The following is a 25,156-nucleotide window of genomic DNA, read 5'->3' on the forward strand; positions in this document are numbered from 1 at the left end:
AAAACAATAAAAGCTTTGCTCAGAGATCGACTGCCATGGCCGTACCTGCCTCGCCGCTCTCCCACGACGCCATCATCCAGGACTCCTGGTCCCGTTGCCGCGCGTTCGGGCTTGATCACCACAGCGTGCCCACCTTCGATCAACTGCCCGCCGACGGCATCGCGCAGTTGCTGGAGAGCCAGCACTCGCTGGTGCAGACCACCCATCAGGAAGTCCTGCCGTATTACGAGAACATCCTGAGCAACTCCAATTGCCTGATCATGCTCGCCGACAACCAGGGCCAGGTGCTGACGTCCTGGGGCACCCAGCGCTTTATCGAGCCGAGCCTGACCCGAGGTTTCAGCGCCGGGGCCAGTTGGATGGAGCGTTGCAGCGGCACCAATGCCATCGGCACCGCCCTGGCCTGCGAGCAAGCGGTGCACATTGAGCACGATGAACATTTCCTCAAGGCCAACCGTTTCATGACCGGTTCCGCCGCGCCGATTTTCGATGCCGAGCGCAAGGTGATCGCGGTGCTGGATGTGTCCAGCGACAGCTACCTGCCGCCGTCCCACACCCTGGGCATGGTCAAGATGATGAGCCAGACCGTGGAAAACCGGCTGATCCTCAATCTGTTCCATGGCCAGCATTTCCAACTGACGTTCAATACCGGGTTGAGCAACCTCGACAGCCAGTGGGCCGGGCTACTGATTTTCGATGAGACCGGGCAAGTGCTGTCGGCCAATCGCCGGGCTGACAATCTGCTGGGGATCAGCCTGTCGCGGGTCAGTGTCGAAAGCTTGTTTAAAGTCTCGCTGCTTGAGTTGTTGAACCAGCCCGACGGCCTGCCGTTTGCCTTGCAAGCCTCGGGGCGCAACCGTTTCCAGTGCTTGTTGAAGCGGCCGAAACAGGTGCCGATTCAGCCGCGAGTGTTTGCAGAACCAAGCGTTGCAACGCCAACAGCGATCAACCTGAACACCCTGCACTTCGGCGACAGTCGCGTGGAAAAAGCCGTGCGTCAGGCAGAACGTTTATTGGAGAAAGACATTCCGCTGCTGATCCACGGCGAAACCGGGGTCGGCAAGGAAGTCTTCGTCAAAGCCCTGCACCAGGCCAGTTCCCGCAGCAAACAACCGTTCATCGCCGTCAACTGTGCGGCGATCCCCGCCGAACTGGTCGAGTCCGAGCTGTTTGGCTATGAGAAAGGCGCGTTCACCGGTGCCAACCAGAAAGGCAGCATCGGGCTGATCCGCAAGGCTGACAAAGGCACCCTCTTCCTCGATGAAATCGGTGACATGCCGCTGCCGACTCAGGCTCGGCTACTCAGGGTTTTGCAGGAACGTTGCGTGCAACCAGTGGGCAGCAGCGAGTTGTTCCCGGTGGATATCCGGATTATTTCCGCAACCAACCGTTCGTTGCGCGAACAGGTCCAGCTCGGGCGCTTCAGGGAAGATCTCTACTACCGGATCGGCGGTTTAACTCTGGAACTGCCGCCATTACGGGAACGCAGCGACAAACAGGCACTGTTCAAGCGCTTGTGGGAGCAGCACCGGGAGCCGTCGCAATGGGCCGGATTAAGCCGTGAAGTCATGGAATTGTTCAGCCGCCATCCATGGCCGGGGAATTTGCGCCAAGTCAGCAGCGTGATGCAGGTGGCGCTGGCCATGGCCGAGGAGCAACCGGTGCGGCCCGAGCATTTACCGGATGATTTTTTTGTCGATCTGGAGATGGAACCGGTGGAGACGCCGGAGCCGTTAGCGGCGGATTTGAATGATGCCGAGGATTTGAATCGGTTGTTGCAGGCGGCCGGGGGGAATATTTCGCATTTGGCTCGCAGGTTAGGCGTTAGCCGAAACACTTTGTACAAGCGTCTGCGGCAGTGATCGTTCCCACGCGCGCGTGGGAACGATCAACGACACAATTGTAGGAGCGAGGCTTGCCCGCGAAGGCGTCAGCCCTGCCACCACCGCACTTGGAACCTGCACATAAACAAAAACCCGCACAAGGCGGGTTTTGTTCGTAACGAATTTGATCGTTCCCACGCTCTGCGTGGGAATGCAGCCCGGGACGCTCCGCGTCCCTTCCAAAGCCGAACGCAGAGCGTCCGTTGAGGCATTCCCACGCAGAGCGCGGGAACGATCATCAGTCGGCCAACCGCCAGGTCGTGCCGCCCTTGCCGTCTTCCAGCACCACGCCCATGGCGGTGAGCTGGTCGCGGATGCGGTCGGATTCGGCCCAGTCTTTACCGGCACGCGCCGCCAGACGCGCGGCAATCAGCGCATCAACCTCAGCCGCATCCACCCGGCCTTCAGCGCCGGCCTGCAAGAAGTCATCGGCTTCGAGCTGCAACACGCCCAGCACACTGGCCAGTTCTTTCAAACGCGCCGCCAGACCGGCCGCTGCATTGAGATCGCTCTCACGCAAACGGTTGATCTCGCGCACCATCTCGAACAGCACCGCGCAGGCTTCCGGCGTGCCGAAGTCGTCGTTCATCACCTGGGTGAAGCGCTCGACAAAGGCTTCGCCGCCGGCCGGCGCCACGCTCGGCAGGCCTTTCAACGCGTGGTAGAAACGTTCGAGTGCGCCCTTGGCGTCCTTGAGGTTGTCTTCCGAGTAGTTGATCGCGCTGCGGTAGTGGCTCGACACCAGCAGGTAACGCACGACTTCCGGGTGGTACTTTTCCAGCACGTCGCGAATGGTGAAGAAGTTGTTCAAGGACTTGGACATCTTCTCGCCATTGATGCGAATCATGCCGCAATGCATCCACGCGTTGGCGTAGGTCTTGCCGGTGGCCGCTTCGCTCTGGGCGATTTCGTTTTCGTGGTGCGGAAACTCCAGGTCACTGCCGCCACCATGAATGTCGAAAGTCTCGCCCAGGCAGCAGGTCGACATCACCGAGCACTCGATGTGCCAGCCCGGACGACCGTCGCCCCACGGCGAAGGCCAGCTCGGCTCGCCCGGCTTGGCGCCTTTCCACAGCACGAAGTCCAGCGGGTCCTGCTTGGACTCGTCGACTTCGATCCGCGCACCGATACGCAGGTCTTCAATTTTCTTGCGCGACAGCTTGCCGTAGCCCATGAACTTGGCGACGCGGTAGTACACGTCGCCATTGCCCGGGGCGTAGGCGTAACCCTTGTCGATCAGGGTCTGGATCATGGTCTGCATGCCAGCGATGTGATCGGTGGCCCGCGGCTCCATGTCCGGCTTGAGGATGTTGAGGCGCGCCTCGTCCTCGTGCATCGCGGTGATCATGCGTTCGGTCAGCACGTCGAACGGCTCGCCGTTCTCCTTGGCCCGATTGATGATCTTGTCTTCAATGTCGGTGATGTTGCGCACATACGTCAGGTTATAACCGCTAAAACGCAACCAGCGGGTCACCAGGTCAAACGCGACCATGCTGCGGCCGTGGCCAATGTGGCAGTAGTCGTACACGGTCATCCCGCAGACGTACATGCGCACATTGTTGCCATCCAGCGGCTTGAACACTTCTTTGCTCTTGGTGAGCGTGTTGTAGATCGTTAGCACTTTATTTGTTTCCTTGAATCACTGGCCCCACGAATCACGCAAGGTCACGGTACGGTTGAAAACCGGAGCGCCCGGTTTCGAGTCCTTGATATCCGCGCAGAAGTAACCTTCGCGCTCGAACTGGAAACGGTCTTCCGGCTGTGCATTGCCCAGCAAGGGTTCAGCACGACAACCGGTGAGAACTTGCAGCGAGTCAGGGTTGATGTTGTCCAGGAAACTGGCGCTGTCTTCCGCCTTTTCAGGGTTCGGCGAACGGAACAGACGATCGTACAGGCGCACTTCGCACTCGATGCTGGCCGCTGCCGGCACCCAGTGCACCACGCCTTTGACCTTGCGGCCTTCAGGATTCTTGCCCAGTGTTTCCGGATCGTAGGAGCAACGCAGTTCGACGATGTTGCCATCGGCGTCCTTGATCGCTTCATCGGCACGGATCACGTAGCTGCCGCGCAGACGCACTTCGCCGTTCGGCTCCAGGCGCTTGTAGCCTTTTGGCGGCTCTTCCATGAAGTCATCGTGGTCGATGTAGATTTCACGGGCGAACGGCAACTGGCGCACGCCCAGTTCTTCTTTCTGCGGATGACGCGGCAGTTCGAGGTTCTCGACCTGGTCTTCCGGATAATTGGTAATCACCACTTTCAACGGACGCAGCACGCACATGGCGCGCGGAGCGTTCTGGTCCAGATCCTGACGGATGCTGAACTCGAGCATGCCGAAATCGACGACGCCGTCAGAACGGTTGGTGCCGACCATGTCGCAGAAATTGCGGATCGACGCAGGCGTGTAGCCACGGCGGCGGAAGCCCGACAGCGTGGACATGCGCGGATCGTCCCAGCCGAACACGTGCTTTTCATCGACCAGTTGCTTGAGCTTGCGCTTGCTGGTGATGGTGTAGTTCAGGTTCAAACGGCTGAATTCGTACTGGCGCGGGTGCGCCGGCACTGGCAGCGCGTCGAGGAACCAGTCGTACAGCGGACGGTGGCTTTCGAACTCCAGGGTGCAGATCGAGTGGGTGATGCCTTCGATGGCGTCCGACTGACCGTGGGTGAAGTCGTAGTTCGGGTAGATGCACCACTTGTCGCCGGTCTGGTGGTGATGGGCGTGGCGGATGCGGTACATGATCGGATCGCGCAGGTTCATGTTCGGCGAGGCCATGTCGATCTTGGCCCGCAGCACGCGTGCGCCGTCCTGGAATTCGCCGGCCTTCATGCGGGCGAACCAATCCAGGTTTTCTTCCACGGAACGGTCACGGAACGGGCTGTTCTTGCCCGGCTCGGTCAGGGAGCCGCGGTATTCCTTGGCTTGCTCCGGGCTCAGGTCATCGACGTAGGCCTTGCCGGCCTTGATCAGCTCGACGGCCCAGTCGTGCAACTGGTCGAAATACTGCGAGGCGTAGCGCACTTCACCGGACCATTCGAAGCCCAGCCATTTGATGTCGCTTTCGATCGCGTCGATGTATTCCTGGTCTTCCTTGGCCGGGTTGGTGTCGTCGAAACGCAGGTGCGTGACGCCGCCAAATTCCTGGGCCAGGCCGAAGTTCACGCAAATCGACTTGGCGTGACCGATGTGCAGGTAGCCGTTGGGCTCAGGCGGGAAACGGGTGACGATCTGCGTGTGCTTACCCGAGTCCAGGTCCGCCTGGATGATCGGGCGCAGGAAATTGACCGGCACGGCAGGGCCAGTCTTGGAATTCGAGGTAGGGTCGACAGTGGGCTTGCTCATAGGATCCTTGAACGTACGAGTGCGCGGCCGGAACTAAAGGCCTGACAAAACAAAGCCGCTATCATAGCCGATGCTGTCAAGCCGCTGACAGAGCAGGCCCTAAATCAGGTGCGTTTAATCCACCTGTTTTGAAAAACTGCCTCGAAATTAACGCCTGTCGCGCTAAACTGCGCACCTTGGTTGATACCGACCAGACCGGTTGCGGGCTCAAATGCCCCGAAACCCACGAATTTCTTGAAAGAGTGCCGATCATGACCCAAGTCAAACTGACCACCAACCACGGCGACATCGTCCTGGAACTGAACGCTGAAAAAGCACCGGTTACCGTTGCCAACTTCATCGAATACGTCAAAGCCGGCCACTACGAAAACACCGTTTTCCACCGTGTAATCGGCAACTTCATGATCCAGGGCGGCGGTTTCGAGCCAGGCATGAAAGAAAAGAAAGACAAGCGCCCAAGCATCCAGAACGAAGCCGACAACGGTCTGCCGAACGAGAAGTACAGCGTGGCCATGGCTCGCACCATGGAGCCGCATTCGGCGTCCGCCCAGTTCTTCATCAACGTGGCTGACAACAGCTTCCTGAACCACAGCGCCAAGACCACTCAGGGCTGGGGCTACGCGGTCTTCGCCAAAGTGGTTGCCGGCACTGAAGTCGTGGACAAGATCAAAGGTGTTTCCACCACCATGAAATCCGGTCACCAAGACGTACCAGCAGACGACGTGATCATCGAGAAAGCCGAGATCATCGAAGCGTGATACTGCTGATTTCAGACTTGCATCTGGAAGAGGAGCGCCCGGACATTACCCGGGCGTTTCTGGATTTGCTCGCCGGACGCGCCCGCTCGGCGAGTGCGTTGTACATCTTGGGTGACTTTTTCGAGGCGTGGATTGGCGACGATGCCATGACGCCCTTTCAGCGTTCCATCTGCCAGGCCCTGCGCGATCTCAGCGACAGCGGCACGGCCATTTTTCTGATGCACGGCAATCGCGACTTCATGCTCGGCAAGGCCTTTTGCAAACAGGCCGGCTGCACGCTGTTGAAGGACCCGAGTGTCGTGCCGTTTTACGGCGAGCCGGTGCTGTTAATGCACGGCGACAGCCTCTGCACCCGCGACGTCGGCTATATGAAGCTGCGTCGCTATCTGCGTAACCCCGTCACCCTCTTTATCCTCCGGCACCTGCCCCTGAGCACCCGGCATAAACTGGCGCGCAAACTGCGTAGCGAAAGCCGGGCGCAGACGCGGATGAAGGCCAATGACATTGTCGATGTCACGCCCGAGGAAGTGCCGCGGGTCATGCAGGCGTTCGGCGTGAAAACCCTGATTCACGGGCATACCCACCGTCCCGCGATTCACAAGCTGCAGATTGGCGAACAAGCGGCCAAGCGCATTGTGCTGGGGGATTGGGATCGTCAGGGGTGGGCGTTGCAGGTGGATGAGCAAGGGTTTGCGCTGGCGCCCTTCGACTTCGCCCCGCCACCGCAATTGGCAGCCCCTTCTGTGTGATCGTTCCCACGCAGAGCGTGGGAACGATCATCCGCGGCGTGCTTAGTGACCGCTGGCAGCAGGCCCGGCTTTCGCCGCAAACGGTGGCTTGGCCAGCCACACAATCAGCATCAACCCCATGAACCCCCACCCAAGCAACGTGAAGTAATCCACGGTGGAGAGCATGTACGCCTGGCTGGTCAGCACGTGATCGAGCTGCGCATACGCCGGGGTACTCGCCCCGCCCAGGGTGTTCAAGGCATCCCGGGTCGGTTGGTCGTAGGTAGTGATGCTTTCGCTCAAGTAAGCGTGGTGTTGATCCGCCCGACGAATCCAGATCCACGTAGTCAACGACGCCGCAAAACTACCGCCCAAGGTCCGCAGGAAGGTCGCCAGGCCCGCGCCGTCGGCGATCTGGCTCGGCGGCAGGTCCGACATCAAAATGCTCAAGGTCGGCATAAAGAACAACGCCACGCCAATCCCCATGAACAGTTGCACTAGGGCGATGTGCTGGAAGTCCACTTCGTTGGTGAAGCCGGCGCGCATGAAGCAGCTCAAGCCAATCGCCAGGAACGCCAGCCCGGCCAGCAGGCGCAGGTCGAATTTGTGCGCGTACTTGCCGACAAACGGCGACATCAGCACCGGCAGAATCCCGATCGGCGCCACCGCCAGGCCCGCCCAGGTGGCGGTGTAGCCCATCTGGGTTTGCAACCATTGCGGCAGGATCAGGTTGATGCCAAAGAACCCGGCGTAGCCCAGCACCAACACGATGGTGCCGATGCGGAAGTTGCGATAAGCGAACAACCGCAGGTTCACCACCGGGTGCTTGTCGGTCATTTCCCAGATGATGAACACCGCCAGGGCAATCACCGAAATCGCCGCACCTATGATGATGAAGTTCGATTCGAACCAATCCAGGTCGTTGCCTTTATCGAGGATCACCTGCAACGCGCCGACGCCAATGATCAGCGTGATCAACCCCACGTAATCCATCGGCTGGCGACTGGTTTCCACCGGACGCGCCTTGAGCTGGGACCGCACCACCATCACCGCGAAAATCCCGATCGGCACGTTGATAAAGAAGATCCACGGCCAGCTGTAACTGTCAGTAATCCAGCCACCCAGGATCGGACCGGCAATCGGCGCCACCACCGTGACCATCGCCAGCAACGCCAGGGCCATGCCGCGCCTGGCCGGGGGGTACACCGCGATCAGCAGCGTCTGGGTCATCGGGTACAACGGCCCGGCCACCAGGCCTTGCAGCACACGGAAACCGATCAGTTCCGGCATCGAGGTCGAGATACCGCAGAGAAACGAGGCCAGCACAAACAGAATCGTGGCCCAGAGAAACAGTTTCACTTCGCCGAAACGCCGACTGAGCCACCCGGTCAGCGGCAGCGCAATCGCGTTGCTCACGGCAAACGAAGTGATCACCCAGGTGCCCTGCTCCGAACTCACGCCCAGGTTGCCGGAAATCGTCGGCAAGGCCACGTTGGCGATGGTGGTGTCGAGCACTTGCATGAAAGTCGCCAGCGACAAGCCAATGGTGCTGAGCAGCAGGCTGGGCGGCGTGAAAGACGCGTTATTGCTCATCGCTAATCCTATGGAACCGGGTGGGCGCGGCGCCTGTTAAAGTCGCAGCTGACCTTGTGGGAGCCTTTGTGGCGAGGGAGCTTGCTCCCGCTGGGTCGCGAAGCGGCCCCAAAAGCTTTACGACTGCTTCGCAGTCGAGCGGGAGCAAGCTCCCTCGCCACAAAAGCCTGCTCCCACAGGGTTAGTGTCAGCGTTGCGCGGTCTTGCTGACCGCTGCGCTGTTGTCGTGGATCAACTGCGTGATCATCGCGTCGGCCTCGGCCAACTGACGGTCATAGACGTTGGTGCTGAACGAGGCCTTTTGTGGTGGCTGTTGCGCCAGCACCGGGCCGCTCTGGTCGTGCAGGTTCACATCCACCTGAGTCGACAGGCCAACCCGCAATGGATGCTTGGCCAGTTCTTCGGCGTTGATATGAATCCGCACCGGCACACGCTGCACGATCTTGATCCAGTTACCGGTGGCGTTCTGCGCGGGCAGCAAGGCAAACGCACTGCCGGTGCCGGCACCGAGGCTGTCGATGGTGCCGCTGAACTTCACGTCGCTGCCGTACAGGTCGGCTTCGATGTCCACCGGTTGCCCGATGCGCATGTCACGCAGTTGGGTTTCCTTGAAGTTGGCGTCGATCCACAGTTGATCCAGCGGGATCACCGCCATCAGCGCGGTACCTGGTTGAACTCGCTGACCCAGTTGCACCGAGCGCTTGGCCACGTAACCGGTGACCGGCGCAATCAAGGTGCTGCGGGAGTTGTTCAAGTAGGCCTGACGCAATTGCGCGGCGGCGGACATCACGTCCGGGTGCGAGGAAACCACCGTGTCATCCACCAAAGCGCTGGTGGTCTTGAGCTGTTGCTGAGCATTGGCCAGGGCGTTTTGCGCCGAGGTCAGGTCGTCGCGGGCGTGGGACAGTTCTTCCTGGGAAATCGCGCCGCCGGCGGCGAGGTTTTTCCGGCGGTTGAAGTTGTCCTGGGCTTTTTGCACGTTGGCCTGCTGGGCATTGACCTGGGCGCGCATGCCGTCGACGTTGCTGTACAAGCCACGCACCTGACGTACGGTGCGGGCCAGGTTGGCCTGGGCACTTTGCAAACCGACTTCGGCGTCGTTCGGGTCGAAGTTGACCAGCACCTGGCCTTCGTGGACCAGATCGCCATCATCGGCGCCGATGCTGACCACGGTGCCGGTGACCAGCGGCGTGATTTCCACCACGTTACCGTTCACATAGGCGTCGTCGGTGCTCTCGTTCCAGCGCCCGTAGAGTTCGTGATAAGCCCAGACGCCGAGGCCCGCGAGGATCACCAGGATCGCCAGCACGGTCAGCATGACTTTGCGTTTGCGTGGGTTGCTCGTGTCTTGAGCGTTTTCAGGAGCATTTGTAGTTTCGGCAGTGGCCATGACAAGTACCTTGAATTAGTTGTTCAGCTTGGCTGAAGCTGGATTGGCCGAGGCGAGGGTTTCAGCCTGGAAGCCGCCACCGAGCGCCTGCATCAGTTGGATCGACAGGTCGATCTGCTCGGCATTCAGGTTCGCCAGTTGGCGCTGGGCCTGGAGCAATTGCTGTTCGATGCTGAGCACGTCCAGGTAATTGCCGATGCCGGAACCGTAGCGCTGGACCACGGTGTTGTAAGAGTCCTGGGCAATTTCGGTGGCGTGTTGCTGGGCACCGATCTGCCGGCCGATATCGCGCAACTGGTTGATGGTGTCGCTGACATCCCCCAGCGCCTTGACCAGGCTCTTGTTGTACTGCGCCACCGCCAGGTCGTAATCGGCATCGCGGGCATCGAGGTTGGCGCGCAGGCGGCCGCCGTCGAAGATCGGCACCGAAATGGTCGGGGCAATGTTGAAGAAGCGACTGGCCGAACCGAACATCGCGTCACCCAATAAGGATTCGGCACCGGCGGCCGCCGTCAGGTTCAAGTTGGGATAGAACTGGGTCTTGCTCGCGGCGATGTCCTTGCTCGCGGCTTCGACCCGCCAGCGTGCGGCGACCAAGTCCGGGCGACGACCGAGCAATTCCGCCGGCAGCACCGACGGCAACGCCACGGCGCTGGCCTGAAGGATTTTCGGCCGGGCGATTTCATTGCCGCGATCCGGGCCTTTACCGAGCAGCACGGCCAAGGCGATTTTCGCGCTGTTCAGGCGTTTTTCCGCATCGATCAGGCTGGCTTCGGAGCTGGCTTCCAGGCTTTCGGTTTGCTGGAACTGGTACTGGCTGTCAATCCCGGAACTCAGGCGCCGCTGGCTCAGGTCGAGCATTTGTTTGGTGCGCTTGAGGTCTTCGCTGGCCAGGTCATACACGATGTGCGCCTGGCCCAGATCGCTGTAGGCGCGGGCGACGTCGGCGGACAAGGTCAGTTGCGCGGCCTGCTGGTCGACTTCGGCAGCGCGGGCCTGGCCCAACGCGGCTTCCCAGGCGTCACGCTGACCGCCCCAGAGGTCGAAGTTGTAATTGAAACTGGCGCTGATGTTACGCACGGTGGCGTAGGCATCGCCCTGCCCGCGCGGGTCTTGATCCTTGGCCAGACGCGAGCGGCTGACACCGGCGCTGGCATCGAGGGTCGGCATGCGCGCAGCATCGGCAGCATAGGCAGCGGCGCTGGCCTGGTGCGCGCGGGCTTCGGCGATTTGCATGTCCGGGCTGTCGTGCAGGGCTTCGCGGATCAGGCCGTCGAGCTGTGGGTCGCCGAGGCTTTTCCACCAGTCGCTTTTCGGCCAGGCTGCCGGGGACAGGGTCACGCCGCTCAGGGATTGCCCGGCCTTAAGGGTTTTCGCATCGACACTTTTGCCTTCGGTGTTCAGGCCGCTGTAGCTGGCGCAACCGGCCAGGATCATCGAGACCAGCACCAGGCTCAGGCCTGTACGCAAGGTTTTACTGCTCATTTGTCACCTACCCGCAGCAAAGTGATCGAGTCACCGGCTGCCACCAAGATTTTCTTCAGGATCCGTTCCAGGGTTTGCAACTCGTCCGGGGTGATGGCGCCGGCCAGTTCGTTCATGGCATCGGCGCCGATGTCCGGCAGGCGGTCAGTCAACTGCTGGCCTTGTTCGGTCAGCACCAGTTGCACCTGTCGGCGGTCGGCTTCGGAGCGTTGGCGGGCGAGGAAACCTTTCTGTTCCAGGCGATCAAGCATGCGCGTCATCGAACCGCTGTCCAGGGACAGGTGCCGGCAGAGTTCGGCCGGGGTATCGACGCCGAACTGGGCCATGATGATCAGCACTTTGAACTGCGCGGCGGTGATGCCGTGGGGTTCCATGTGCGTGTCGATGATCCGGTCCTTGAGCAACGCGGCGCGCCCGAGCAGGAGGCCGAGATGGCAATGCTTGAATTGTTCAGGGGTGAAATGCTTCATCTGACCACCAATTAGCTGCCTAGGCAGAGAATGTATGTCGAGATGTTACTGCCTAGGCAGCGAATGTCAACGTAATAGTTAGGATGCTTTGTATTTAGCTGATAAATGGCAGACGTGCAGACGCCGCAAACACCCGTGGCGAGGGGGCTCGCCCCCGTTCGGCTGCGCAGCAGTCGTCGCTTTGATCGTTCCCACGCTCTGCGTGGGAATGCAGCCAGTGACGCTCTGCGTCACGATTCAAGAACGGAACGCGGAGCGTCCCGGGAGGCATTCCCACGCAGAGCGTGGGAACGATCAGGTGTGAGGGGTTTAGAAATCCCGTTTGTAGAAGATGTCCAGCGAACTCGCCACGCCACCGGCGGCTTCGAGATACACCTTCTTGCTCAGCTTGTAACGCAGGGCAATGGTGTTGGCCGGCTCAAACACGCCAACGCCATAGCGCAAGCTGAGCTTCTCGGAGATGTTGCCGCTGGCCACCACGCTGGTGGTGTTGCCGCTGCCCTGGGTGTCGAGCTGGAAGTCCTGAATGCCCAGGTCCTTGGCCAAACCGCTGGTCACCCCCGAACTGCCCATCAACCCTAAGCCAAGGGCGGCCTGGGCGAGCATGTTGTTGTCTTCGCCGGTGGTGCTCAACGGACGCCCGAGCACCAGATAGGACAACGCCTGCTCCTGGCTCATGGCCGGTTCGGAGAAGATCTGGGTGGTCGGCTGCTCGGCGCTGCCGCTCAGGCGAATACCGGCGATCACATCATCCGTCTGGCGAATTGCTTCGATGTCCAGGTACGGTTGATCCAGCGGCCCGGCAAACAGCAGTCGCGCACGTCGCACCGTCAGGCGCTGGCCATACGCGCGATACCGACCATCGTTGAGCCAGAGTTCGCCGCGAGTGTCCATGTTGTCGCCGATGTGCACGTGCCCTTGCAGGTTCGCGGTCAGGCCAAACCCGGCAAAGCTGAGTTTGTCCTCGCCAACCACCACATCGATGTCCATTTTCATGGCGACGGGCGGTTTGCCTTCCTCGGTCTGCGCACCGACGATGATCGTGTCGTCGGAGACTTTGACCGTCGATGGCGGCAACTCGCGCACGGTGATTTCGCCCTTGGGCACCAGCACTTTGCCGGCGATGGCCAGTTCGTCGCCTTTCATCGAAATCTTCAAATCCGGTGCCACTTCGAGCTTGGCGTAAGGCTCGACGATGACCGGCAATTGCGTGCCTTTGAGCGCCAGATCCACCACCAGCGCCTGACCCCAGGCGATGTTGCCGTTCAAGCTGCCCTGCCCGCTCTTGCCGCTTTTCCAGCCGCCATTCAATTGCACGGTTTCGCCGGCAATCACCGCTTTCACCTGCAAGTCTTGCAGCTCCATCGGCAATTCAGCCCCGGATACTTCGCCATCACTGAGCAGCAGATTGCCGTTGACCAGCGGCGCCAGCAGCCCGCCGGACAAGGTGCCGCTGCCATTCAAACGCCCGGTGAGCTTCTCGACCATCGGCACAAACGGCCGCGCCACCGAGAGGTCCAGACCGTTGAGGCGGAACGAGCCGGTCAGCGGTTTGTTCTTGGCCAGCGGGTTGATCTGCGCCTGCACCATCAACTCGCCGAGCTTGCCGCCAACGAAGTTGAGGTCGGTGTCGATGCGTTTTGGCGTGAGTTTGCTGGTGAGTTTCAGGGTCTGGTACGGGAAGTCCAGCCACTGATCCTTCTCTTTCATGCGCAAGGTGCCGCCGCTGGCATCGATGCTGATTTGGCCGTTGGGCCCGCTGGCCGGCAGGTCCAGTTGCAGGTCGGCGTTGAGTTTGCCCTTCCAGGCAAAGTCCTTGGGCAACCACTGGGCGAGGCTGTCGATCGGGAATTGCTTGAGGTGATAACGCAGCTTCGGTTCCGGCATCAGCCGTTGGTCTTCACCGCAAAAGCTGGCCGGACCGGACATCCAGCAATGGGCGCCGAAGTTGATTTTGCCGTCGGCCAATCGCTCAAGCTTGGCCGGGCCTTGCAGCTTCCAGTCCTGGCCGCCGGCCTGGATATCGCCGCTGGCCAGGCGTCCGCGCCAGCTACCCTTGTCCAGCGCGCCGTCGAGGCCGAGGGCCAGTTTCAACTGGGGGCCTCGCAGGTCGAGGCTGAGTTTCTGGTTCTTGATATCGCCCTGGCCGCTGGCGGTCAGCGTCCCGAGCGAAGTTTCACCCGCCTGAATGCCGCTGCCCTTGAGGTCGATCTTCGCCCGTTGGGCACTGTCGAGGGTGGCGTCGAGGTTCAGGCTTTGCAGGCGATTGTCTTCGAAGGCCAGTTGCGAACCTTGCAGGCCGAGCTTGCCTTGAGGTGCCTTGAGTGTGCCGGCGACATCGACCCGGCCGTTGAGCTGACCGCGCAGTTGCGGCCAGAGCTGAGCCAGGCGCGGCAGCTTGATATCGATCTGCCCGGCGAGTTTCTGTTGCAGACTGCCCTTGCCGTTGATGCTGTTGTCACCGAGGCGAATCTGCAAGGCATTGAGGTTCCACTGCTCGCCGGCGCCATCGGCCTTGGCCTGGATCACCGCCGGTTGGCCGCGCAGTTTGCCTTTCAAATCGAGGTCAGCGCTCAGGCTGAGTTGTTCATTCTTCATCTCGCCTTTACTGCGCAACGGCCCGGCCAACGTACCCGGCAATTCCGCCATCCAGTACGCCGGGTTGATCGCCGACAGGTCCAGCGCCGTGTCCCAGGCAATGCCATCGGCAAATTGCAGGTTCAGGTGCCCTTCGGCCTTGCCCTGCCCGGCTTCGAGCTGGAATTGTTGCAGGTAGATTTTCGTCAGGTCGCCGGCGAACGGACTGCTCATCGTGAACGCCCCGGCCGGGCCATCCAGTGCGGCTTTGAAGTTACCCAGGTATTGGCCGTCGGTGTAGGAGACTTCGCCGTTGAAGCTGCGCAACGCGACTTGCGGCTCGTCGATCAGCGGATAGAGGCGATGCCACGGGAAGTCCAGCCAGTCGATTTTCGCTTGCGCGGTAAGCCCTTTGCTCCAGTCGAGGTTGCCCGTGAGCTTGAGACTTTGCTTGTCGTTGGCGGTCAGGTCGAGCCCGGCAATCTGCGCGCCCTTGGCGTCGACCTTGCCTTGCAACAACAGCGCGACCGGGCCTTGTTCGGCGGGCAGCGTGGCTTTGCCGAGCAGTTGATAACCGTTTTTCAAGTCACCGACCCCGGTGAGTTCCAGTTGATTGAGTTGCAAGGTGTCCGGCAGATCGGCGGCGGGTTTGAAGCCGTCGGCGGTGATTCGCACCTTGGCCGGCAGGTTTTCCACCAGCGGTTGCAGTTCGCCGGTCAGTTGCCCGTCCAGATAACCGCTGCTGTCAGCTTTCAGGTTCAGGGTTTTCAGCAGATCGCCGTCGACTTTAAGCGCCAGGGTCCAGGGCGCGGGGGTGGCCAGGGTCAGTTTGCCTTCAGCGCTCAACGGCCAGTTACCGCCGGGTTGCAGCGAACCGGAGAGGTTCAGGCTCAGGTCGTCGCGCTGCAATTGCACCGAGTCGATCTGCATGCCCTTTTCGGTCCAGTGCGCCGCCAGTTGCAAGCCCCGCAGTTCTTCGCTGCCGTTGAACAGCAGGCTGCCAACCTTGACGTCGCCCAGCTCAATCGCCAGCGGCAGTTTCAAATCCGGAAGCGTGATCGGGCCGCTGCTTTCTTCCTCGGCGCCCGGCGGGAATTGCAGGCTAACCTGATCGGCCTGCAATTGCTCGATGCACAGGGTCATGCGCGTCAGGCACAGCGGCGACCAGGCGAAAATCACCTGCTTCAGCTCAACCCGGCTGCTGTCCTGCTGCCACAGCAGATGATCGGCGCTCCACTGCCCGCCCAAGCGGCCCTGGAAATTCTCCACGGTCAAACCCGGCACAAAACCCAGTGCCCAGCGACTGCCGGTCGCCGTGCCGAGCACCGTGGCGATGGCCAACACGATCAGCATCAGCAGCGCCAGGAGCGCGGCCAACGATATTTTCAAACCACGCTTCACAACTCAGGCCCCATGGAAAAGTGCAGTCGAATGCCGCCGTCGTCGTCCATCGCGTGGGCCAGGTCGAGGCGGATCGGCCCTACCGGCGAGACCCAGCGCACGCCGATACCGACACCGGTCTTGAGGTTCGGCAATTCGAGTGTGTTGAAGGAGTTGCCCTGGTCGATGAACGTCGCGACCCGCCATTTTTCGGCGATGGAATATTGATACTCGACGCTGCCGGCAATCATGTAACGACCACCGATGCGGTCGCCCTCGGAGTTTTCCGGGGACAGGCTTTGATAGTCGTAGCCGCGCACGCTCTGGTCGCCACCGGCGAAGAAGCGCAACGACGGCGGCACCGATTTGTAGCCGTTGGTGGCGCTGCCGCCGACCTGAACTCGCCCGAGGAATCGGTGTTTGTCGAACACCGTGGTCAAGCCTTTGACCAGCGCGGTGCCGTACAGCAGGTTGGTGTCCGAGCCCAGCCCTTCCTTGGCGACTTTGGTTTCGAAAGTCAGGCGATAGCCGTTGTGCGGGTCGATGCGGTTATCGCTTTTCAGATAGGAATAGCTGACGCCCGGCATCAGCAAGGTGCTCAGGCCCGAGTCATCGCCGAGGGTGTATTCCTCGCGCTGCCATTTGAGCGACACCACCCGTTGCCAGCCGCTGGGCAACTTGCTGTGCCACTCGGGGCCGAGGGTCAGCAGCTTGCTCAGGCTGTCGGTGTCGGCGATTTCTTCATATTGATAACCGGCGGCCCAGCGCAGTTTGTCGGTGAGCGGTGGGTCCAGGGGAATGTCGTAGAACACCCCGACGTTCTGCCGTGGCGCCGACAGTTCGGCTTCCCAGCCATAGCTGTCGCCCTGGGGGTTGACCCAGTGCCGGGTCCAGTTGGCCTTGATGCGTGGGCCGACGTCGGTGGAGTAACCCAGGCCGAGGCCCATGGTGCGCGGCTTGCGGGTGTCGAGTTTGACCGCCACCGGGATCACATCGTCCTTGGACGCCGTCGGTGCTGCGTCCACCCGCACGCCTTCGAAATAGCCGCTCGATTGCAGGGCCTGGTTGAGTTCGGCGATCAGTTCGGAGTCATAGGGCGCGCCGGCCTTGAATGGGACCATGCGTTGCAGCAGGTCTTCGTCGAACGGCGTGTCGCCTTCGAACGTGACTTTGCCCAGGGCGTAGCGCGGGCCGCTGTCGTAGATCAGCTCGACGTCGGCCACACCGGCACGCGGGTCCACCAATAGTTTCTGGCTGGTGAAGCGTCCGCTGAAAAAGCCGAAGCGCGAGGCCTGGTTCTGGATCAGGCGCTTGGCGTCTTCGTAATGACCGTGATTGAGCACCGCGCCCGGCTTGAGCAGCTCCGGGGGCGGTGCACGAAAAGATTTGAGCGAGGCGGCAGGCCCGTCGATGCGCACGGTAACGTTGCGCAAATGGATCGGTTCGCCGGGATCGATGTTCAGGGTCAGGCGCGGCTTCTCGCCGCCCTTCACTTCGCTGTCGATTTGCGGCTGGTAATAGCCCAAGGCCTGGGCGGCCTTGCGCGCCTGTTCCTCGGCGCCGCGACTGAAGCGCAGCAAAGCTTCTTCGTCACGATCGCCGAGGCTGCCGATATAGCCCTCTATATTGGCTTTCAGTTCATCGTTGGACGGTTTGATCCGCACCGCCAATTCACTTTGCGCCAGCGCCGTGCAGCTGGATAACAGCATGAGCACGCCACTGGTAAATCTTCCTGGAAACTTCATAGGCGCGGATGCTATCACGAGCTTGGGAGCGTGATAGAGCCTGGGGTGCCGGGAAAGTTCTACCGTTAAGCCGTTGCTGTTTGTAACACCTGGGGATTGGCGTGAAAAAACACGTGCTCGCGGATCGGTCCTACCGCCACTTCGCCGATTTCCTCATAGCCCTGACGCTTATAGAACTCCAGATAGCGAGGATTCCCAGTGTCGAGGATCACACCTTGAGAGTTTTCATCCACGGCGCACCAGTTGTGGACGGCTTGCAGCAGTTGTTCGCCGAAGTGTTTGCCCTGGAATTGCGGGTGAATCCCCAGCAATGGCAGCATGTGCACCGCATCGGATGGCGCGCAGGCGCTGACGGCTTCGTGGTATTCGAGGTAGCGTCGGGTGCAGCGAAAACCGGTGCTGAGCACCATGCGCAGGCGCCAGGCCCAGCTTTCGGTGATGCCCAGGCGACGTTGCGGCGGCGCGATCAGGGCGATGCCGATCAAGCGGTCATTGACCAGCAGGCCGATGGCGGGCAGATCCTGGAGAAAATGTTGTTTGACCAGTTCGCGCACGGTGGCACGTACGCGCTGTTCGTAGCCGGGGCGCTCGGCTTCGAACAGGTAGCCGAAAGTCGGCTCATGCCGGTAAGCCTGGTACAGCAAGGAGCGCGCTTCGCGGGAGTAGCCGCTGTCGAGCATGTGGATATCGGCAATGGCGGTCGAGGTTTCAGGCATATCGGTAAATCTCCCCGGGGCACCGTTCAAATGACGGCACTCTTCTGGTTACGAGCCTATAGCGCTGCCACAGTTCCTTGCTGATCCGAATCAGTGTTGCGGCTTGGAGCCGGCCCGCTCCCACACAGGTATAGACCATAACCTGCCGCCAAACACGAATCCCCTTACCCCAACACTGGCCCCATTCCTACATGTCAGCTAGCATCGCCCTTTTGCCAGGACTGCCGACCATGAAGATCGTCTCCTTCAACATCAACGGGCTGCGCGCTCGCCCGCATCAGCTGGCGGCGCTGATTGAAAAGCATCAACCGGACGTCATCGGCCTGCAGGAAACCAAGGTCCACGACGACCAATTCCCGCTGGCCGAGGTTCAGGCCTTGGGCTACCACGTGTATTTCCACGGGCAAAAGGGCCATTACGGCGTCGCCCTGCTCTCGCGCCAGGAACCGATTGCCCTGCATAAAGGCTTCGCCACCGATGAAGAAGACGCGCAGCGGCGCTTTATCTGGGGCACGTTCGCCGACGCCAATGGCGTGCCGGTGACGATCATGAACGGCTATTTCCCCCAGGGCGAAAGCCGCGACCACCCGACCAAGTTCCCGGCCAAGCAACGTTTCTACAACGATTTGCAGCACCTGCTGGAAAGCCAGTTCACGAATGAACAGCCGCTGGTGGTGATGGGCGACGTGAACATTTCCCCGGAAGACTGCGACATTGGCATCGGCCCGGACAACATGAAACGCTGGCTGAAAACCGGCAAGTGCAGCTTCCTGCCGGAAGAACGCGAGTGGATGGCGCGCCTGAAGAACTGGGGCCTGGTGGACAGCTTCCGCCACCTGAACCCGGACGTGGCCGACCGTTTCAGCTGGTTCGACTACCGCAGCCGCGGGTTTGAAGACGAGCCAAAACGCGGGTTGCGGATCGACGTGATCATGGCGTCCCACGGGTTGATGCCGCGGGTGAAGGATGCGGGGGTGGATTACGATCTGCGGGCGATGGAAAAACCTTCGGATCATGCGCCGATCTGGCTTGAATTGAGCTGATCCGGTTCGACTGATCGCTCACACGCTCTGCGTCACATTCAACAGCGGAACGCGGAGCGTCCCCGGATGCACTCCCACGCAGAGCGTGGGAACGATCAGTGTCATCTTTCGGAAACCTTACTGACTTATTCTCCCGGCACTTCCTTTGGCTTATTAAGGTGCCGGCATGACGCTGCGCGTAATGTTCCTGTTAATGGTGTGTCTCAGCGTGCCGTTAACGGCCACCGCCAGTGAGTTGCCGACGCCCGACCACGGCCCGGTGCTACGCATCCAGGGTTCCAACACCATTGGCGCAGACCTGGGCCCGGCGCTGGTCGAAGGGCTGATGCAGGAACAAGGCCTGCTCAAGGTGCACAGCGAAACCCCGGACAAGGCCAACGAACAAAGGATCGTCGGGCAAACGGCCCAGGGTCGCCGGGTGGTGATCGAAGTCGCAGCCCACGGTTCCAGCACCGGTTTTACCGCCCTGAAAAACGCTACCGCCGACCTGGCCGCCTCGTCCCGGCCGATCAAAGACAGCGAACTGGCAGACCTCAAATCCCTGGGCGACCTGAAAAGCCCCAGCGCCGAGCAAGTCATCGCCATCGATGGCCTGGCAATCATCCTGCACCCGCAAAACCCGCTGAATCAGCTCAACACCGAACAACTGGCGCGCATCTTCAGTGGCGAGGCCAGCACGTGGGAAGAACTCGGCGGTATCGGTGGGACGATTCATCTGTATGCGCGGGATGATCAGTCGGGCACCTACGACACGTTCAAGGAACTGGTCCTCAGCCGGCGTGGGAAAAGTCTGAGCAGCGCGGCGAAACGTTTCGAGTCCAGCGAGCAACTGTCCGATGCGGTCAGCCTCGATCCGCAAGGTATCGGGTTTATCGGCCTGCCCTACGTGCGCCAGGCCAAAGCCGTGGCCATCGTCGATGGGCAATCCCAGGCGATGCTGCCACTCAACAGCTTGATTGCCACCGAGGACTATCCGCTGTCCCGGCGACTGTTCTTTTACCTGCCACCGAACGGGAAAAATCCCTGGGCCGAGGCGCTGGTGGCGTTCGCGCAAAGCAGCAAGGGCCAGGCGATTGTCGCGGCGAATGGCTTTATCGCCCAGACCGTGCAAGCCATGGCGGTCACGCCCAATGCTCTGATGCCCGAGGGTTATCAGGCTATTAGCCGGCATGCCCAGCGTTTGACGGTGAATTTTCGCTTCGAAGAAGGCAGCGCGAGCCTGGATAACAAGGCTCGGCAGGATCTGTCGCGGGTGCTCGACTATATAAAGCAGCACGACAAGAGCAACCGCGAGGTAACGCTGGTGGGGTTTGGCGATGCCAAGAGCGACTCGGCGCGGGCCGACCTGCTGTCGAAACTGCGGGCCATGGCTGTGCGGCGGGAACTGGTGAAAAGCGGCGTGGTGTTTCGCGAGATTCGCGGCTTTGGCGCCGAGATGCCGGTGGCGGCCAATAGCGCGGATGAGGGGCGAATCAAGAATCGGCGGGTTGAGGTATGGGTGTATTGAGCTCTGTGGCGAGGGAGCTTGCTCCCGCTCGGCTGCGAAGCAGTCGTAAAACCAGACAACCCGGTACATCTGAAACAGCCGGATTGCCTGGCGTCTTTTAGGGCCGCTTCGCGCCCCAGCGGGAGCAAGCTCCCTCGCCACAAAAGCTCATAAGGATCAATGCCCGCTACGCATCATCTCCTTCGGCACATATTTACCAATCTCGAACTTGCCAATCGCCGCGCGGTGCACTTCGTCCGGGCCGTCGGCCAGGCGCAGGGTGCGTTGCATGGCGTACATGTAGGCCAGCGGGAAGTCGTTGGACACCCCGGCCCCGCCATGGATCTGGATCGCCCGGTCGATCACTCGCAGAGCGACGTTCGGTGCGACAACCTTGATCTGGGCAATTTCGCTCTTGGCGATTTTGTTGCCCACGGTGTCCATCATGTACGCCGCTTTCAACGTCAGCAGCCGCGCCATGTCGATTTCCATCCGCGAGTCGGCAATCTTATCGATGTTGCCGCCCAGTCGTGCCAGCGGTTTGCCGAATGCGGTACGGCTGACCGCACGCTTGCACATCAACTCCAATGCGCGCTCGGCCATGCCGATGGATCGCATGCAGTGGTGAATCCGGCCAGGGCCAAGGCGACCCTGGGCGATTTCGAAGCCACGTCCTTCGCCCAGCAGGACGTTTTCGTACGGCACCCGAACATTTTCAAACAGCACTTCGGCGTGACCGTGGGGTGCGTCGTCGTAGCCGAACACCGGCAGCGGTCGCACGATCTTCACGCCCGGTGTGTCCACCGGCACCAGAATCATTGAGTGCTGGGCGTGGCGCGGCGCATCGGGGTCGCTCAGGCCCATGAAGATCAGGATCTTGCAGCGTGGATCGCAGGCGCCCGAGGTCCACCATTTCTTGCCGTTGATCACCCATTCGTCGCCATCACGCACGGCGCGGGCGGCCATGTTGGTGGCGTCGGACGAGGCCACGTCCGGCTCGGTCATGGCGAACGCCGAGCGGATTTCGCCGCGCAGCAGCGGTTCGAGGTAACGCTGCTTCTGTTCTTCGTTGGCGTAACGCACCAGCACTTCCATGTTGCCGGTGTCCGGCGCCGAGCAGTTGAACGGCTCGGGACCGAGCAGCGAGCGGCCCATGATTTCGGCCAATGGTGCGTATTCGAGGTTGGTCAGGCCGGCGCCGAGTTCGGATTCCGGCAGAAACAGGTTCCACAAGCCTTCGGCCTTGGCCTTGAGTTTGAGCTCTTCCATGATCGCCGTCGGCTGCCAGCGATCGCCTTCGGCGACCTGACGCTCGAACACGGCTTCAGCGGGATAAACGTAGGTGTCCATGAACGCGGTCACGCGCTCACGCAGTTCTTGCACCTTGGGCGAATAAGCGAAATCCATGGGCAGCTACCTTCTTTTGGGAGGTTGTTCAGGGCATGCAATCGATGCTAGAACAGCGTTGATAATTTACCTAGCCTATTCTCGGCGTGTATTAACATTCATCACCGATATATGATCGGGTGATTGAGAACCAACAAGAAGAGTGCAGCGCAATGAATCTGAGCAAGGTCGACCTCAACCTTTTCATCGTCTTCGACGCGATCTACACCGAAGCCAACCTGACCCGCGCCGGGCAGATTGTCGGCATTACCCAGCCTGCGGTTTCCAACGCCCTGGCCCGCCTGCGCGAGACCTTTAACGACCCGTTGTTCGTGCGCACCGCCCAGGGCATGGTGCCCACGCCCATGGCGCAGAACATCATCGGCCCGGTACGCAATGCGCTCTCATTGCTGCGGGTGTCGGTACAGGAAAGCCGCATTTTCAACCCGCTGCAAGCGGTCAAGACCTACCGCATCAGCATGACCGACCTCACCGAAGCGGTGATCCTGCCGCCGCTGTTCCAGCGCCTGCGGCGCCTGGCGCCGGCGGTGATCATCGAGAGCTTCCTGTCCAAGCGCCGCGAGACCACCAAGGAACTGGCGGCCGGTCGCCTGGATTTCGCGGTGGATGCGCCGCTCAACACCGACCCGCAAGTGCGCCACGTCAAGTTGATGGAAGACCGTTACGTGTGCGCCATGCGCAAGGGCCATCCACTGGCGGGCAAAGAGAAATTCAGCCTCGATGATTACCTGTCCCTGACCCACATCCACATTTCCAGCCGTCGCAGTGGCTTGGGGCATGTCGACCTGGCGCTGGGGAAGATGGGGATTCAGCGCAAGATCGCCCTGCGTTCCCAGCATTATTTGATGGCGTCCCAGGTGTTGCAGCAGACCGACATGGTCATGACCGTGCCGGAACGCTTCGCCCGTCGCCATGATTTGCACGCGTTCAACCTGCCGGTCAATGATGTGCCGCCAGTGGAAACGCACTTGTATTGGCACGAAAGCACTGACCAGGACCCGGCCAACCGCTGGATGCGCGAGCAGATGATCGAGTTGTGCCAGCAGGTGACGGCGCATGAGAAGAAGCTCGATAAAGCGTAGGACTTGGACCGCGTTATCGTTCTTCGCGGGCAAGCCTTGCTCCTACAGGATTTGAGTTGTACCCAAATGTCGTGAACGACATCAAACCTGTAGGAGCGAGGCTTGCCCGCGAAGAGGCCCGCAAGAATACTGAAAACCCCTGCCACTTGACGTAAACGTCAACCTGACATTAGCTTAGCGCCATGACCTTTTTCGAGCGCGCCCATGAGCAGCCAGACCTACAGCATTTCCGACCTCGCCCGCGAGCTCGACATCACCACCCGGGCCATCCGCTTTTATGAAGAGCAAGGCCTGCTCAGCCCCGAGCGCCGTGGCCAGGAACGCATCTACTCGCCCCGGGACAAGGTCAGCCTCAAGCTGATCCTGCGGGGCAAACGCATCGGCTTTTCCCTGGCCGAATGCCGCGAACTGATCGAACTCTACGACCCCACCGGCGGCAACCAGAAACAACTGCAAACCATGCTGACCAAGATCGCCGAACGCCGTGACCAACTGGAGCAGCAGATGCTCGACATCGAGCAGATGAAGCTGGAACTGGACACCGCGCAAGAGCGCTGCACCCAGGCGCTGGAACAGACGATCAAAAGCCAGCAACCGGTTCAATAAACACTGACGCGTTGATCGTTCCCACGCTCCGCGTGGGAATGCAGCCCGGGACGCTCCGCGTTCCTACCGAAGCGGACGTAGAGCGTCCATTGAGGCATTCCTACGCAGAGCGTGGGAACGATCTCTAACAGACAGGTGAATTGTTATGCCCCTCCCCACCCACGTACGCTTGATCGAAGTCGGCCCCCGCGACGGTCTGCAAAACGAAGCCCAGCCCATCAGCGTTGCGGACAAGGTGCGGCTGGTCGACGCCTTGAGCGCCGCCGGCTTGGGCTATATCGAAGTCGGCAGTTTCGTCTCGCCCAAGTGGGTGCCGCAAATGGCCGGTTCCGCCGAGGTCTTCGCACAGATCCAGCGCAAGTCCGGCGTGACTTACGGTGCATTGGCGCCAAATCTGCGCGGGTTTGAAGACGCCCTCGCCGCCGGGGTCAAGGAAGTCGCGGTGTTCGCCGCCGCCTCCGAGGCGTTTTCCCAGCGCAACATCAACTGCTCGATCAGCGAAAGCCTGGCGCGTTTCCTGCCGATCATGGACGCGGCCAAGCAACACGGCGTGAGCGTGCGTGGTTACGTGTCCTGTGTGCTGGGTTGTCCTTATGAAGGTCACGTTGCGCCGGAGCAAGTCGCCCTGGTTGCCCGCGAGTTGTATGCCATGGGCTGCTACGAGGTGTCCCTGGGCGACACCATCGGCACCGGCACCGCTGGCGCGACCCGCACAATGTTCGAAGTGGTGTCGAAAGAGGTGCCGCGAGACAAACTGGCCGGGCATTTCCACGACACCTATGGCCAGGCCATGGCCAATATCTACGCCAGCCTGTTGGAAGGCATCGCGGTGTTCGACAGCTCTATCGCCGGCCTCGGCGGCTGCCCGTACGCCAAGGGCGCCAGCGGTAACGTCGCCACCGAAGACGTGGTGTACCTGCTCAATGGCCTGGGGATTCAGACCGGTATCGACCTGGACGCCTTGATTCTGGCGGGCCAACAGATTTGCACTGTGCTGGGGCGAGCCACCGGTTCGCGCGTGGCCAAGGCGCGCAGTGCCCAGTAACGGCGTGGATGTGTCCGGGTGTTACCGCACTGTCTGAAGTGCGGGTACAAAACGAGTAACACGGAAACAAATTGTCGAATCTGAGCCGAGCGAAAAATCCTACTAAATCTCAACTAGTTGATTTTAAAGGACTTTACAAAGTTGGCACGGCTCCTGCTATCTCTATGGCATAACAAGAATAAAAAGCAGCAAACCAATAAAAATAAGACGTAACGACTCTGACATAACAAGAACAACACGGCAGAGACGCAGCTAACAGATTTTTTTGGAGAAGGTGTGCTTTTCAGGGTGCTTTTCGGAGTAACCCGCAACCGGGCAGAGAACAATAAAACTACCTTCAGGTAGCTCCCGAACTGGTTGGATCGCTTGGCGAAAAAGTAGATCAGCGCTCAAAAAAATACGTTTGCTCTTGACCCCGGATG

The 25,156-nt window shown here is 60.6% G+C and carries 18 protein-coding genes; 8 read left to right on the forward strand and 10 right to left on the reverse strand.

The window, feature by feature from the left end; genetic code table 11:
• The first annotated feature begins 35 nt into the window (after nucleotides 1–35).
• A complete protein-coding gene (locus tag ACY4LX_RS22645) occupies nucleotides 36–1,862 on the forward strand; it encodes a sigma-54-dependent Fis family transcriptional regulator (RefSeq protein WP_463257905.1) in 1,827 nt (608 codons plus the stop codon).
• Between the two features lie 259 nt (nucleotides 1,863–2,121).
• Here the strand turns inward: ACY4LX_RS22645 and cysS are convergent, their stop codons facing one another.
• Together cysS and ACY4LX_RS22655 are read right to left on the reverse strand one after the other, a co-directional pair.
• Nucleotides 2,122–3,504 (reverse strand): cysteine--tRNA ligase, encoded by a 1,383-nt coding sequence (gene cysS / locus ACY4LX_RS22650; RefSeq protein WP_008146072.1) that lies wholly within the window; start codon nucleotides 3,502–3,504, stop codon nucleotides 2,122–2,124.
• An 18-nt stretch (nucleotides 3,505–3,522) separates the two neighbouring features.
• On the reverse strand, nucleotides 3,523–5,223 hold the full coding sequence (locus tag ACY4LX_RS22655; protein ID WP_463257906.1) for a glutamine--tRNA ligase/YqeY domain fusion protein: 1,701 nt from the start codon (nucleotides 5,221–5,223) through the stop codon (nucleotides 3,523–3,525).
• A gap of 251 nt (nucleotides 5,224–5,474) precedes the next feature.
• Here ACY4LX_RS22655 and ACY4LX_RS22660 point away from each other — a divergent pair, with 251 nt between their 5' ends.
• Complete coding sequence (locus ACY4LX_RS22660; RefSeq protein WP_149659933.1) at nucleotides 5,475–5,981, forward strand: peptidylprolyl isomerase; 507 nt, start codon at nucleotides 5,475–5,477, stop codon at nucleotides 5,979–5,981.
• On the forward strand, nucleotides 5,978–6,730 hold the full coding sequence (lpxH, locus tag ACY4LX_RS22665; protein ID WP_463257907.1) for a UDP-2,3-diacylglucosamine diphosphatase: 753 nt from the start codon (nucleotides 5,978–5,980) through the stop codon (nucleotides 6,728–6,730). The genes ACY4LX_RS22660 and lpxH overlap by 4 nt, the downstream gene beginning before the upstream one ends.
• A 42-nt stretch (nucleotides 6,731–6,772) precedes the next feature.
• Here the strand turns inward: lpxH and ACY4LX_RS22670 are convergent, their stop codons facing one another.
• The 7 genes from ACY4LX_RS22670 to ACY4LX_RS22700 all read right to left on the reverse strand — a co-directional run bounded on the left by ACY4LX_RS22670 (nucleotide 6,773) and on the right by ACY4LX_RS22700 (nucleotide 18,065).
• Entirely contained in the window at nucleotides 6,773–8,302 is a 1,530-nt protein-coding gene (locus tag ACY4LX_RS22670; RefSeq protein ID WP_149659935.1) for a DHA2 family efflux MFS transporter permease subunit, read from the reverse strand.
• A gap of 187 nt (nucleotides 8,303–8,489) precedes the next feature.
• A complete protein-coding gene (locus ACY4LX_RS22675) occupies nucleotides 8,490–9,692 on the reverse strand; it encodes an HlyD family secretion protein (RefSeq protein WP_149659936.1) in 1,203 nt (400 codons plus the stop codon).
• Between the two features lie 15 nt (nucleotides 9,693–9,707).
• Nucleotides 9,708–11,177, reverse strand: a complete 1,470-nt coding sequence (locus ACY4LX_RS22680; protein WP_149659937.1) for an efflux transporter outer membrane subunit — start codon at nucleotides 11,175–11,177, stop codon at nucleotides 9,708–9,710.
• Complete coding sequence (locus tag ACY4LX_RS22685; protein ID WP_123410053.1) at nucleotides 11,174–11,647, reverse strand: MarR family winged helix-turn-helix transcriptional regulator; 474 nt, start codon at nucleotides 11,645–11,647, stop codon at nucleotides 11,174–11,176. Before ACY4LX_RS22685 ends, ACY4LX_RS22680 begins: the two co-directional genes overlap by 4 nt.
• Before the next feature lie 309 nt (nucleotides 11,648–11,956).
• On the reverse strand, nucleotides 11,957–15,625 hold the full coding sequence (locus tag ACY4LX_RS22690) for a translocation/assembly module TamB domain-containing protein (RefSeq protein WP_463257908.1): 3,669 nt from the start codon (nucleotides 15,623–15,625) through the stop codon (nucleotides 11,957–11,959).
• Nucleotides 15,622–17,349: an autotransporter assembly complex protein TamA gene (locus ACY4LX_RS22695; RefSeq protein WP_463257909.1), complete on the reverse strand. Its 1,728-nt coding sequence runs from the start codon at nucleotides 17,347–17,349 to the stop codon at nucleotides 15,622–15,624. Before ACY4LX_RS22695 ends, ACY4LX_RS22690 begins: the two co-directional genes overlap by 4 nt.
• Before the next feature lie 65 nt (nucleotides 17,350–17,414).
• Nucleotides 17,415–18,065: a GNAT family N-acetyltransferase gene (locus tag ACY4LX_RS22700; protein ID WP_149659940.1), complete on the reverse strand. Its 651-nt coding sequence runs from the start codon at nucleotides 18,063–18,065 to the stop codon at nucleotides 17,415–17,417.
• A gap of 230 nt (nucleotides 18,066–18,295) precedes the next feature.
• Between ACY4LX_RS22700 and xthA the strand changes: the two genes are divergently transcribed.
• Together xthA and ACY4LX_RS22710 are read left to right on the forward strand one after the other, a co-directional pair.
• Complete coding sequence (xthA, locus tag ACY4LX_RS22705; RefSeq protein ID WP_463257910.1) at nucleotides 18,296–19,108, forward strand: exodeoxyribonuclease III; 813 nt, start codon at nucleotides 18,296–18,298, stop codon at nucleotides 19,106–19,108.
• A 166-nt stretch (nucleotides 19,109–19,274) separates the two neighbouring features.
• Nucleotides 19,275–20,615 carry a substrate-binding domain-containing protein gene (locus tag ACY4LX_RS22710; RefSeq protein ID WP_463257911.1) on the forward strand — a complete coding sequence of 447 codons (1,341 nt, stop codon included), beginning with the start codon at nucleotides 19,275–19,277 and terminating at the stop codon, nucleotides 20,613–20,615.
• Nucleotides 20,616–20,771: 156 nt separating this feature from the next.
• On the opposite strand, the gene ACY4LX_RS22715 is transcribed toward ACY4LX_RS22710, so the two are convergent.
• Complete coding sequence (locus tag ACY4LX_RS22715; protein WP_149659943.1) at nucleotides 20,772–22,001, reverse strand: acyl-CoA dehydrogenase; 1,230 nt, start codon at nucleotides 21,999–22,001, stop codon at nucleotides 20,772–20,774.
• Between the two features lie 152 nt (nucleotides 22,002–22,153).
• Here ACY4LX_RS22715 and ACY4LX_RS22720 point away from each other — a divergent pair, with 152 nt between their 5' ends.
• The 3 genes from ACY4LX_RS22720 (at nucleotide 22,154) to ACY4LX_RS22730 (ending at nucleotide 24,734) form a co-directional block, all read left to right on the forward strand.
• Nucleotides 22,154–23,083: a LysR family transcriptional regulator gene (locus tag ACY4LX_RS22720; protein ID WP_133838709.1), complete on the forward strand. Its 930-nt coding sequence runs from the start codon at nucleotides 22,154–22,156 to the stop codon at nucleotides 23,081–23,083.
• 204 nt (nucleotides 23,084–23,287) lie between these two features.
• The gene (locus tag ACY4LX_RS22725; protein WP_133838710.1) at nucleotides 23,288–23,689 is read left to right on the forward strand and encodes a MerR family transcriptional regulator; all 402 of its coding nucleotides are present in this window, start codon (nucleotides 23,288–23,290) and stop codon (nucleotides 23,687–23,689) included.
• 145 nt (nucleotides 23,690–23,834) lie between these two features.
• Nucleotides 23,835–24,734: a hydroxymethylglutaryl-CoA lyase gene (locus ACY4LX_RS22730; RefSeq protein ID WP_463257912.1), complete on the forward strand. Its 900-nt coding sequence runs from the start codon at nucleotides 23,835–23,837 to the stop codon at nucleotides 24,732–24,734.
• The last annotated feature ends 422 nt before the right edge of the window (nucleotides 24,735–25,156 follow it).

It is taken from the genome of Pseudomonas sp. Emmai (assembly GCF_055179735.1).